This window comes from Periweissella ghanensis (assembly GCF_918814755.1).
GTDB lineage: Bacteria > Bacillota > Bacilli > Lactobacillales > Lactobacillaceae > Periweissella > Periweissella ghanensis.
The window spans coordinates 61,564-73,655 of sequence record NZ_CAKKNT010000005.1; the positions used below are offsets into that span (position 1 = coordinate 61,564).

Annotated in this window: 11 protein-coding genes and 1 other annotated feature; of the genes, 1 reads left to right on the plus strand and 10 read right to left on the minus strand. The window is 39.2% G+C overall.

Features of this window, described 5'->3' with window-relative positions:
* Nucleotides 1–14: 14 nt before the first annotated feature.
* The 6 genes from pheS to yidC all read right to left on the minus strand — a co-directional run bounded on the left by pheS (nucleotide 15) and on the right by yidC (nucleotide 6,004).
* Nucleotides 15–1,046, minus strand: a complete 1,032-nt coding sequence (pheS, locus tag LQZ76_RS03095) for a phenylalanine--tRNA ligase subunit alpha (RefSeq protein ID WP_230098305.1) — start codon at nucleotides 1,044–1,046, stop codon at nucleotides 15–17.
* Nucleotides 1,047–1,101: 55 nt separating this feature from the next.
* Nucleotides 1,102–1,319: a binding site (T-box leader), on the minus strand.
* A gap of 88 nt (nucleotides 1,320–1,407) precedes the next feature.
* Entirely contained in the window at nucleotides 1,408–1,746 is a 339-nt protein-coding gene (locus tag LQZ76_RS03100) for a winged helix-turn-helix transcriptional regulator (protein WP_230098306.1), read from the minus strand.
* Nucleotides 1,747–1,874: 128 nt separating this feature from the next.
* Nucleotides 1,875–2,318, minus strand: coding sequence for an HD domain-containing protein (locus LQZ76_RS03105; protein WP_230098340.1), 444 nt, complete (start codon nucleotides 2,316–2,318; stop codon nucleotides 1,875–1,877).
* A gap of 119 nt (nucleotides 2,319–2,437) precedes the next feature.
* Entirely contained in the window at nucleotides 2,438–3,979 is a 1,542-nt protein-coding gene (gene gntK / locus LQZ76_RS03110; protein WP_230098307.1) for a gluconokinase, read from the minus strand.
* 203 nt (nucleotides 3,980–4,182) lie between these two features.
* On the minus strand, nucleotides 4,183–4,950 hold the full coding sequence (locus LQZ76_RS03115; protein WP_230098308.1) for a TrmH family RNA methyltransferase: 768 nt from the start codon (nucleotides 4,948–4,950) through the stop codon (nucleotides 4,183–4,185).
* Between the two features lie 103 nt (nucleotides 4,951–5,053).
* A complete protein-coding gene (yidC, locus tag LQZ76_RS03120) occupies nucleotides 5,054–6,004 on the minus strand; it encodes a membrane protein insertase YidC (protein WP_230098309.1) in 951 nt (316 codons plus the stop codon).
* Between the two features lie 269 nt (nucleotides 6,005–6,273).
* Here yidC and LQZ76_RS03125 point away from each other — a divergent pair, with 269 nt between their 5' ends.
* Nucleotides 6,274–7,272, plus strand: a complete 999-nt coding sequence (locus tag LQZ76_RS03125; protein ID WP_230098310.1) for a C40 family peptidase — start codon at nucleotides 6,274–6,276, stop codon at nucleotides 7,270–7,272.
* Between the two features lie 157 nt (nucleotides 7,273–7,429).
* On the opposite strand, the gene LQZ76_RS03130 is transcribed toward LQZ76_RS03125, so the two are convergent.
* The 4 genes from LQZ76_RS03130 to LQZ76_RS03145 all read right to left on the minus strand — a co-directional run bounded on the left by LQZ76_RS03130 (nucleotide 7,430) and on the right by LQZ76_RS03145 (nucleotide 12,081).
* Entirely contained in the window at nucleotides 7,430–7,771 is a 342-nt protein-coding gene (locus LQZ76_RS03130; RefSeq protein ID WP_230098311.1) for a YlbF family regulator, read from the minus strand.
* A 65-nt stretch (nucleotides 7,772–7,836) separates the two neighbouring features.
* Nucleotides 7,837–9,927 carry a transglycosylase domain-containing protein gene (locus LQZ76_RS03135; protein WP_230098312.1) on the minus strand — a complete coding sequence of 697 codons (2,091 nt, stop codon included), beginning with the start codon at nucleotides 9,925–9,927 and terminating at the stop codon, nucleotides 7,837–7,839.
* Between the two features lie 17 nt (nucleotides 9,928–9,944).
* On the minus strand, nucleotides 9,945–10,406 hold the full coding sequence (locus tag LQZ76_RS03140) for an arginine repressor (protein ID WP_230098313.1): 462 nt from the start codon (nucleotides 10,404–10,406) through the stop codon (nucleotides 9,945–9,947).
* A 328-nt stretch (nucleotides 10,407–10,734) separates the two neighbouring features.
* A complete protein-coding gene (locus tag LQZ76_RS03145) occupies nucleotides 10,735–12,081 on the minus strand; it encodes a transposase (RefSeq protein WP_230098314.1) in 1,347 nt (448 codons plus the stop codon).
* Nucleotides 12,082–12,092: the final 11 nt, after the last annotated feature.

Here is a 12,092-nt window from a genome sequence, read left to right on the forward strand (position 1 = left end):
TTGCTTGACTCCTTTTATTTAAATTGTGATAAGAACCGAACATCATTTAAATAGAAGTTCCGGATATCATCAACACCGTATTTCAACATTGCAAAGCGGTCAGGTCCAAGCCCAAAGGCAAACCCACCGTATACTTCAGGGTCAACTCCCGCCATTTTTAAGACATTGGGATGAACCATACCGGCTCCTAATACTTCAATCCATTCAATATCTTCTGGTTTTGTATTTTCATCAACGTCATTCCATGACACATCAACCTCAACAGATGGTTCCGTGAATGGGAAGTATGAAGGCCGTAAACGAATTTGGTGTTTTTCACCAAATAATTCTTGGGCCACTTTAAGTAAAGTCCCCTTTAAGTCAGCCATCGTGATGTGCTTGTCAATTACCAATCCTTCAACTTGGTGGAATTGGTGAGAGTGGGTGGCATCATCAGTATCACGACGATATACCCGACCGGGTGAAATCATCTTTAAGGCCCCTTGCGTGAAATCGTGCTTTTCCATTGTCCGGGCTTGGACTGGGGATGTTTGCGTTCGCATTAAAATTTCAGGTGTAATGTAAAATGTATCTTGCATATCACGGGCTGGGTGATCTTTAGGCAAGTTCATCATTTCAAAGTTATACTTATCTTCTTCAACTTCAGGTCCTTCAGCGATTTGGTAACCCATACCTAAAAATTGATCTTCAAGTTGTTCAATAATTTGTTGGATCACATGGGCATGTCCTGGTTCAAAGTTCGCCCCTGGTAAACTAACATCAATTTGTTCGGCCGCTAATTGGGCATTTAAGGCTAACGTTTCTAATTCTGCTTTTTTAACTTCTAAGGCATCTTTAAGTAAATCCCGAATTTCATTTGCAAACGCCCCGATAACTGGTCGTTCTTCGGCTGAAAGGTCTTTCATTCCCCGTAATACTTCGGTAATCGGTCCTTTCTTTCCTAACGTGTTAACGCGGATTTCGTTAAGTAGATCCAAATGCTTGGTATCATTAATTTGTGTCAATACAGTTGCTTTTAATTCATTTAAACGATCTTGAAGTGACATATAAGGCTCCTTTTTATTGTTTTAGCGCCAAAAAAAGCCCCTGTGTAAAAAATTACACAGGGACGCTTCACCGTGGTACCACCCATCTTTAGTCAATTGACTACTCAATTGTCACGTAACGGGTGACGCTCGATAATTGTTACCGAATAATTCGTTCCAATTATTGCTCCAAGAGTGAATTCAAATTAATTAACATAATATTGTTAGTCTCAGTCATGCTAACAAATCCCTGGATTAATCATTAATTTTACTATTTCTTTTCAACGCTGCTATATATACTTCAGTAAGTATAGCACATTTTAAAAATTGCTTCAGCTTAATTTTTGCAACAAAAAAGACCGACACAACGGCCGGCCTTTGATTAGACTGTCGTCGCGTAAGTTTGATCAGCCCATCGATGAATCTCATCCATTAATGGCCGCATCGCTTCACCGCGTTCAGTCAAGGCATATTCAATTAATGCTGAATCGACATATGTCCGTCGTTCAACCAAACCTTCTTCTTCTAACTCTTTTAAGCGTTCTACTAAAACCCGATCTGAGCACGTACACACTGCCCCGGTCAAATCTTTAAAACGTGATGGTCCATTACTCAAGAGAACTTCAATAATTAAGCCATTCCATTTGCGACCTAGAATTTCGAAAGTTTTCATGAACTTTGGACAAAGCTTACCATCTTCTTTAATTCCCATTTCATTCATACCTGCAACTTTCTTTCATAATATACCTTCAAGTAAATCACTTACTTTTAGTCAACTATGATTATAGCACGCATGCATAAAATTTACATTGTCTAAATCTTAAAACTGTTATTTTATTATACTATTAGTTAACCATTAAAACGGGCCTTAACCGCTTGCCATTTAGGTGCAAAATATTCTTGCACAGCCGCCACATTATCAACCATGTCAACCAGAAAACTTTCGCGATATTGCGGTAATTCTAACGTTGCACCAAACATATGCTTCAAAATGATATCTTTTTCCATTGGGCTCAAAGGCGTTAATTTCTCAGCATTACGTAGTGATACCCGTGGATGAATATAGGCATGCGTCCCCAGTTCAAATTTAGTTTCGCGCCAATCATAGTAAAATAAGTCATGTAACAAACCGGCGCGGGCAACTGCTTTAGCATCTAATTTTAATTTTTTTGCCCACAGATAACTTTGATAAGAAACTGAAATTGAGTGTGTTAACCGATCAGAATGATGATGTTGGACATAATTTTGCAACCGTAAAACTTCTGGCCGCGCTAATAAATCAGCCACATACATATTGTACTCTTGATCATCTTGCCAATTTATTTTTTTCAAATGTGTACCTCACCTTCGCATGTGGAATCTCCCACTGAGGCAATAATACAATATCTCACGGCCAAAACCAACTCTTGTGTTTAATTTTTGTTAACGTGTTTTCGTTGGTAATCGGCAATCGCTTCATACTCTGATTTTAATTGCCGATCAAGGCGAATATAGATGGGCATTAAGTCGCGATAGGCACCATAATTAGCTGGTTCTGGTTGATATGTTTTCGTCGTGCCAATCACTTTTTCCATAATCTCGTAGGAATCAATAATCCCTAACGCCTTCATTGCAACTACCGCAGCTCCTAAGGCTGAGGACTCAAAAGAATCAGGAATAGTCACCGGTTGTTCAAAAACATCCGCTAACATTTGCCGCCATAACGCTGAGCGCGCAAATCCACCGGTAGCTTGAATTGCGGTTGGCTTACCAACTACTTCTTCTAATGCTAACGTCACTGAATATAAGTTATACACAATCCCTTCAAGCACTGCCCGGAGCATATGTGCCCGCGTATGTTTTTGGGTTAATCCAAAGAACGAACCGCGGGCATTGGCATCCCAAATGGGAGCCCGTTCACCACCAAGATATGGATGGAAAATTAACCCATCCGCACCGGCCGGAACTTTCGCGGCAATATCTGTTAATAAATCATACGCGTCCATCCCTAACAATTTCGCGGTACTTTTTTCAGCATCAAACATATTATCGCGGGCCCACCGAAAAACGACTCCCCCGTTATTAACTGGGCCACCAACCACCCACATATTTTGGTCTAAATAGTAGGTAAAAGTCCGCCCTTTGGGATCAATAACTGGTTTATCAGTCACTACTCGGACTGCTCCTGATGTCCCAATTGTAACGGCTACGACACCTGGTTTAATTGCGTTGACCCCTAAGTTTGATAAGGTCCCATCTGACGCCCCAAAGACAAACGGCACATCGGCAGCTAACTGCATAAATTGTGCATATTCAGGTTTTAAACCCGTTACATAATCAGTTGGCGCAACTGGGGTTGGTAATTGTTCCCGTTTAAGACCCGTAATGGCTAACGCTTGTTCATCCCAATCTAAATTAAAAATGTTAAAAATTCCCATTGCTGAAGCAATTGAGTAATCAACTTTATTGACGCCTAATAAGCGATAAAATACATATTCTTTGATTCCCATATAATGGGCCGCAGCTTGATAAATCGTTGGTTTTTCCGCTTTGAGCCAAAGTAATTTAGCTAAGGGCGCCATCGGATGAATTGGGGTTCCGGTTTTAGCATAGATTGCTTGTCCAATTCCGTTGGTCTTTAAATCAGTTGCATATTGCTCCGCCCGATTATCGGCCCACGTCAACACGCGCGTCAAGGGCTGATAATCCTTATCTAAGGCTATGAGGCTGTGCATAGCACTGGAAAAAGAAACGGCACGAATAGTATCCCTTGCAGCATCTGTTTTTTGCACGACTTCACGAACTCCTTCAAGGACCGCCTGAAAGATTTCTTCTGGATCTTCTTCTGCCATATCTGGAATATCTTGATATAAAGGATATAATTTATTGGCATAACCGTGGACTTGGCCTTCCAAATCAAATAAAACAACCTTAGTTGATGTTGTTCCTAAATCTACCCCGATAATAAATTCCATGCTATCTACCTCAATTCAAAATAAATTTTATTAGTACTAACTGTTATTATTTCTCTTATCATCTCTTATATCTAATGGTACTATATGTTGCCCAAAAGACCTAATCCTTGGTAACTATTGTCGTAATTTACTCGTTAAAATATCATGAAATAAAAAAGACCTAAACGAATTTTAATTTCGTTCAGGTCTTTAACTGATTTAAATTAGAGTTTTAAGGCAAACATCAAGACACCCGCGGCCACCCCAACATTAAGTGATTCTGCATCACCCGTAATTGGAATGTACAAGTTAGCGGTTGTTTTGGCTGCTAATTCTTCCGTCATTCCTTGACCTTCATTACCCATGATTAAGGCAAAATCAAGCGTTGGATCAATTTCACGGTAGTTTTTAGCTTCAGGGTTCAATTCTGAACCGTAAACTGGCAAGTTATTAGCTTGTAAAGCATCCGTCCAAGTGGCCAAATCACCCTTTAAAACTTCCAAGTGGAATTGGCTACCTTGCATTGCACGTACAACTTTAGGTCCAAAGACATCAGCAGAGCCTTCACCAAGCACAACTCCACGGAAACCAGCGGCATCAGCTGTCCGTACCATCGTACCAATGTTACCTGGATCTTGAATGGCATCAAGTAACAACCAAGCACCATCGTGAACATAACTTGGGTCAAATGTTTTTTCAGGTAAAGTTACTTCGGCAAAAATTCCTTGTGGTGTCACAGTGTCACCGATGAACTTGGCAATGTCAGCTGGCACAACAAAGACTGGTACTCCAAGTGGGAAATCTTCTTGGTGTTGGGCAAGTAATTCATCCGTTACGATAATGGCGTGAAACTTAGCTTTGTGGTTCAAAGCTTCTTGAACTAAGTGCCAGCCATCTAACAAGTAGGTGCCACTTGCTTCACGACCTTTTTTGGTTGCTAATTTCGCCCATGCTTTAACACGTGCATTTTGTTTACTGGTAATTTTTTCCATAATTATATCCGTCCTTTTCGTTAATGCTAGTTTAACATATTTTAGTAATAAAAAATTCGTTAGACTCACGTGAATCTAGCGAATTTCTAAATCTCGTTAATGACTACTTATGATTTTGCTTACCGGCGTTGCGCTTAGCATTATCATCGGTAGTTGAAGCTGGTTTAGTTGGTGTTACACCAGCAGTTGGCGTTGCCGTTTGACTCTTAATATTTTTAATAATATCATCGGCAACATTTTTAACGACAAAGTTAGTTGCCACATGTGTTTTAATCCGTGGTCGTAAAATATTAATGATTAATGTTTGAATAACCGCAAATACTCCGCCGACAAAGAAGTACAATCCTAACGCCGCACTAGTTTGCCATGAGAAGATTAAAATCATTACCGGGCTGAGTAACATCGTTGTCCGCATCATCTTCTTTTGATCGTCAGGTACCCCTAACATCATTAGGTAACCTTGTAATAAGTACACCACAAACGCCAAAATAGCCAAGATGGGACTTGAATGTTTCAATGCAATCCCAAAGAATTCAGTCCCTGAAAGGGATGGTGAATATCGCACGGCACCGTATAGCCCAGAAAAGATTGGTAGTTGAATCAATAATGGTAAACAACCAATTCCACCAGTTAATGACACATTATTTTCACGATAAACTTGCATGGTCGCTGCTGAAGCTGCCGTACGTTGTTCTTGGGTTTCAGCATTTTTGGCCAAATCTTGTAACTTTTCAAGTTGGGGCCGTAACATCCCCATCTTTTCTTGTTGAATTGTTGCCTTGTGTTGTTGTGAAACCATTAATGGTAACAATACTAAGCGGACAATCAAGGTCAAAATCATGATTGCAAACCCAACCGCATTGGGGGCATGAACACCACCGAATAAGCCGGCAATCGCATTCATTAATTGTTCTAACGGGTGACCTAAGTAATTCCAAATGAAACCGTAAGGAACTTCTTCATGATTAACATTTTTAACCCGGACACAACCGCTTAAAAATACTAGCATCATTGCAACAATCGCAATCATACCTAGTTTTTGCTTCTTTTTCATTAATATTTCTTCCTTTTACTACGTTCTTTAAAAATACACTCCCTATTATTCTACATAATTGTGAGCTGAATAACAATGCTTAGCTGAGCAATGTTAACAGATTTTCTTTCTAACGTAAAATGAAACGTTTGTGAAATATATGTCATAAAATCATAACCTGATAACAGTTAGTTAGTAATATTTACACGGTATATTTATTCTCAGATGCAAACCTATAATAAAAAAAGAAATTTATCCGCATCGTAAATTTCAAGGAGACTATATTAAACATGAAAAAATCAGTAAAATCCTCAATTATCGGTTCATTAACAACTTTACTTACTTTAGGTGGCGTCGTTAACATCGCCAATGCCGACACACAACAAGTTAAGAGTGGTGACACACTTTCAGGAATTGCTCAAGAAAACAACACAACGGTTGCTAACTTATTAGCTGCTAATAAAATTGCTAACCCTAACTTGATCTACATTGGTCAAGACATCAACATCAATGCTAAAAACAACACTCCTGCTAAAACAGTTACTGTACCAACTTCTGTTACTGTTAAAGCTGGTGACACGCTTTCAGGTATCGCACAACAATTCCACTTAACTGTTAGTGGTCTTGCTGCTGCTAACAACTTGAGCAACCCTAACGACTTAATGGTTGGTCAAAAACTTGTGCTTAAAGAAGCCCCTGTTCAACAACAAGCTCCTAAGGCTCCTGTTCAACAACAAGCACAACAAGCTCCTGTTCAACAACAAGCACAACAAGCTCCTGCTCAACAACAAGCACAACAAGCTCCTGCTCAACAACAAGTGCCACCAGTTGCCGCAGCAACATCACGCACTAACACATCATATGCTGCTAAGGCCGCTGCTAACGTAGCACCAACACAAACTGCAACTACGACTACTTCTGCTTCAAGTGCAGCTGCCCAAGCTGCTCAATACGCCCGTCAATTCGTAGGTAACTCATCATATGTATGGGGTGCTTCTAACGTTGCTGGTCACCAATTTGACTGTTCTGGTCTTGTAATGGCAGCCTTCCAAAGTGTTGGTATCTCATTACCACACCAATCTGGTGCACAAGCTGCCATGACTACGCGTATTTCAGCATCACAAGCACAAGCTGGTGACTTATTATTCTGGGCCAACGCAAGTGGTGATGTTTACCACGTGGCTATCTCACTTGGTAACGGTAACTTCGTAAACGCACTTGACCCACAAAGTGGTGTCGTTTACGGTGGTATGGGAATCGCACCTAGCTTTGCTGGTCGCGTTAACTAATTAACTTACATTAATTAAAAAAACGGGGAGAAATTTTCTCACCCGTTTTTTAGTACTTAAAATTTATGCATCAAACAAAAGGTCCCTTGAAGAAAATCTTCAAGGGACCTTTTTAATGTAATTCTTACTAGCATCTGACTACTGTCAGCCACTTTTTCTATTGTTTGTAAAGATCAGCCATTGGCTTAGTTACGATGTCGTTAATTTCACGCATCAAAGTATCCATGGCTTGTTCTTGCGTCATCAAGTCCTTAACCAATGGGTATTCTTCTAACTTAGCAGCAATTCCTTGCCATTCTTGCATTTTAGCTTCGTCAGGTGCTTCACCTTGACTCATCATCCGTTGAATTTCAAGTTGAGCACTTTGGAATTCCTTAAATACTGTGTATGAAACTTCGTCAGCTTTCATCGCTTTAAAAGTTTTTTCAAGTGTTTGGTATTGTTCCGTTGTACGCAAATCGCGTTCCAATTGGTTGGCTGTATCATAGATATTAGTCATATTATCACCCTTTTCTAAAAGTATACCATTATGATAACACGTCTTATATGCTCGTTTCTACTAATTTATTTGAATAAGCCACTAACTGAATCCCAAAGGTTTTTAGCTTGGTCTTTAACCTTATCAACCCCTTGTTCCACTGTTTTTTTGGCGTTATTCGTAAAATCACTAAAGATCCCATCACTTGAATCATTATCATTATTAGCTTTAGCCACTAATGTATTAACGTCAGGAACACTAAATTTAGTCCCTTTGGTGTATGGTAACATCGCCGTTAATTCTGATTTAAACAAGACACCGACATTTTGTGATGGATCAACTGATAAACTCTGACCAGCTTTATTGTTATCATAACCTTCCCAAGTTGCCACAGCAATATCAGGAGTATAACCAACAATCCACTTATCATTTGAACCCCCAGCGGTACTCTTAGTATCTTCGGTTGTCCCAGTTTTACCAGCAATCGCATAGCCATATGGTTTAGCGGTCGCCCCAGTCCCATACGTGAAGACCCCTTGCAACATACTAGTCATCTTATTAGCCGTGTTCGGTGAAATGACCCGCGTTGAAGCTGGATGCGTATTATCAACAATGACGTTCCCTGAAGCATCAACAATTTTACGAATAAAGTATGAATGTTGCATCACGCCGTTATTAGCAAACGTGCCATATGCTTGGGCTAATTGAATTGGTGAAACCCCAGTATGGGTTCCGCCAAGGGCTAATGATAGATTTTTATCACTATCATTTAAATTCATGCCAAATTTTTGGGCCATTGCAAAGCCAGTATCAATCCCGATTTTGTGTAATAGCCATACCGCCGGAACATTAATACTTTGTTGTAAGGCTTGATACATTGGAATGGTATCTTGATACACGCCATTTTCATTAGTCGGCGTGTAGTTATTAGAACCATATGAATTTTTTTGATCATTTAACTTAGAATCATACGTATAGCCATTTTGAACCGCTGGTGCATAGACTGCCAATGGTTTCATGGTTGATCCCGGTTGCCGTTTCATTTGCGTAGCACGGTTAAAGCCCCGGAAAACATGCTCACCCCGGCCACCAACAATCGCTAAGACACCCCCCGTTTTAGGATTAACTGCTACGGAAGCTGCTTGCACATTTTGGGTTGGGTAATTATATTGAGCATCAAATTGCGTTTGCATGGCTGTTTGTAGTCGTTGACCGAGCGTAGTGTAAATTTTATAACCGTGATTCATAATATCCGCTTCACTAAGCCCATAACGGTTAATCGCTTCATCAATGACCGCATCAAAGAACCATGGATATTGATAAGTTGCTTCGCGTTTATAATTGTTCACAATTTGAATTGGTTGTTGCTGGTATGCTTTGGCCGCACTCGCTGATATTTTTTTATTTTCCGTCATTAAATCTAGAACTAAATTACGACGGGCAAACGCATTTTTAGGATTTCCAATCGGATCATAAATCACCGGTGAGCGTAACATTGCTGCTAACATTGCTGCTTGAGGAACGTTCAATTGACTAGCATGCACTCCAAAATATCGTTCTGACGCATCTTCAACACCCCAAATACCACGGCCAAAGTAGGCATTATTGAGATACATCGATAAAATTTCTTGCTTTGAATAGATATTTTCAACTTCAACTGATAGAAAAATTTCACGTGCTTTCCGATCAAGCGTTTGTTTTTGTGAAAGGAGCGCATTTTTTACTAGTTGTTGCGTAATCGTTGAACCCCCACCAGAAATATAATTTCGCCGTAAAATTTTATTTTTAACTGCTAATAACGCCGCACGGCCAATCCCTTTAATGGAAAATCCGTATTCATGGTAGAAATTACGATCTTCGGTTGATAAAACCGCATTTTGTAAATTTGGTGAAATTTGATTTAAATTCACAAAAGTCCCTTTTTGTGAATAGAGCGTTCCAGCTTTATCGTTATCTTTATCATATACGACCGTTGTTTGTGATAACGCAGCTTTTAGGCCCCGTACATTGGCTGTTTTGGCTTCAATTGTTAAATAGGCACTCGTCACAAAAATCAAACTAAGGATAATTACAATTATCCACCGGTTAATTTGAAAACGCCGCCAAAACGGTCCAAAAATTGCATCTATTTTGTGACCAACTTTGCTAAGCAAAATCCATCCTTTTGTATTTCTCATTTTAACTCCGTTATATATTATTCTCTAAAATTTAGGGCCTGTACTAGTACTTCATGTAACCGCACTGCCGCGTCTTCAGTTGGACTAGTAATGTAAATAGTATCATGTCCCGCTAAGGTCGCCAAGACATCTGGTAATTCCTGCTCATCGATCAAGGCAGCTAATAAATTTCCATTAGCTGGTAATGTTTTAACAATATTCATAAATTGGACGCGGGTCACACTTAACATCACTTCACTCATTAATTCATGTAATTGATTTACTTTATTACTAGCCTTATTAGCCATGGCTTGGTAACTCACGAAACCATGTTGATCAGCCACTTTAGCATAATTCAACGTTTTTAAATCACGTGAAATTGCGGATTGTTTAACTTCAACTCCCCGTTTTTCCAAAGCGACCATCAATCCTTTTTGACTCCCAATTTGTTCTTGTTCGAGTACTTCTTTTATAATTTCTAATCGTTGCTTTTTATTCATCAGACGTCCTACTCTTACTCCCCTTAGTTTAAGTCAAACAAAGCCATTATACGTTGTTAGAAACTATTTTATCAAAAAATTGCTTAAATAAATAATTTATTTAAATATCTTTTTGATTGCTAATCATAGCGTAAGTGAACTACTCGTCCATGAATGAACGAGCTTCAATTTTTAATTGAAAACGTTTAGGCAATGCACTCTCGTGAGTGGTTTCCACATTGGAACTCGTTGGATATATCGCACTTATTTTGCACGCTCAAAGTGATACGCACATATCCGTCCTCAAAGCCTTTAAAGACGACTAGGTTCTGTCTCGCCTATCTTAAAACTAATTTATTGCAATCAGACTACTTGGCTTAATCGTTGGGTAGTCTTTTAATTTGATGTGTTTTTCTGGGTCCAAGCCCCATGCCAAAATATTTTTAGAAGCATTTAAGTCACGAGAAACCATGTTTCCAGTGTGTTTTGAAATCCAATCACGGACGGCCACGGGGTGCTTTTCTGCAAATTCGGTGCCATATTCAACTTGTGATGTTTTATAACTATCAACGCGAATCAACGTTTTACCAGTTTTATTAGCGGTCATTTCAATTAATGCCATGAGCCGATAAGGTTTGATTTTTGCGAGTTTCCGGTTTAACCCCGTATTGGTTCGTTTTACGGCCCGCATTTCCTTACTATCGAGTTGTTCAACAACAACTAAATCGGTAGCTTGGAACAGCGCCCGTGCTAATTTTTTATAAGTTTCATCCAAGATATTGGTCCGTTTAATATTTAAATATTTAATCTGCTGATTTAGCTTAATCAACCGTTGGCTAGTGCCCCCCAACCAAATCAGTTTGTCGCGTCTGGATTTTAAAGTATTAATTTGGGTTTCTAAATAATCTGCTTGGTCTGCAATCGCAGTGGCAAGGTAATGTGTTTGATCAGTCGAAGTATGAAAAATTTTATTATCTTTCATATTCCAATCAACGCCAATTTTATTGTTAGGTTGCTTACGCGTAATTTGTTCACGGATTACCAATTGTAATTCGTAGTGTCCATTGCCTTTTAGCTTTAAGTTAGAAATCACAATCTGTTTATTAGCAAGGTTTTTAATATTTTCAACAACTTGTAGTACCCCAAAATCTTGAATCTTGATACCGTGATTTGAAACCACTTTAATTTGCTTGTTATCAGGCAATGAAATCGTTTTGTAGGAGTTGTTTTTACGTAAGAAGTTGAGTGAACCTTTGCGATACCACGACCTATGCTTTGTGTTGTTACCATGTTCATTATTTTTATAGTTGCTCTTTTCCTGGCTACTCATCTTAAAAGCTTTAAACAAGGTTTTGCGGTACTGGCTAAAATTAGTTAGTAATGTCAGCAAAAACAACCGTGCTCCTTGCGAGTGCAAGCCAATTTTATTAGCTTGCCAACGATCTAAATCATAGCAATCTTTAGCAAATTTGCCGGCAATTTCTGCAACTAAAAACTGTTTAGCGGTTAATGTTCTGGGGAAAGGGCGTAATACGTGTTTACGTCCGTATGTTTTTTCCAAATATTTAACGGTATAGTTATGCAATTCATTTTGGACATGTAACCCCCGTTGATGTTTTAACACCAACGCTGGGGTAGTTACGATACGATAGTGTCGTACGTAAACATATTCAGTTGTTGGTGTTAATTTAAGCATTATTCTGGTAA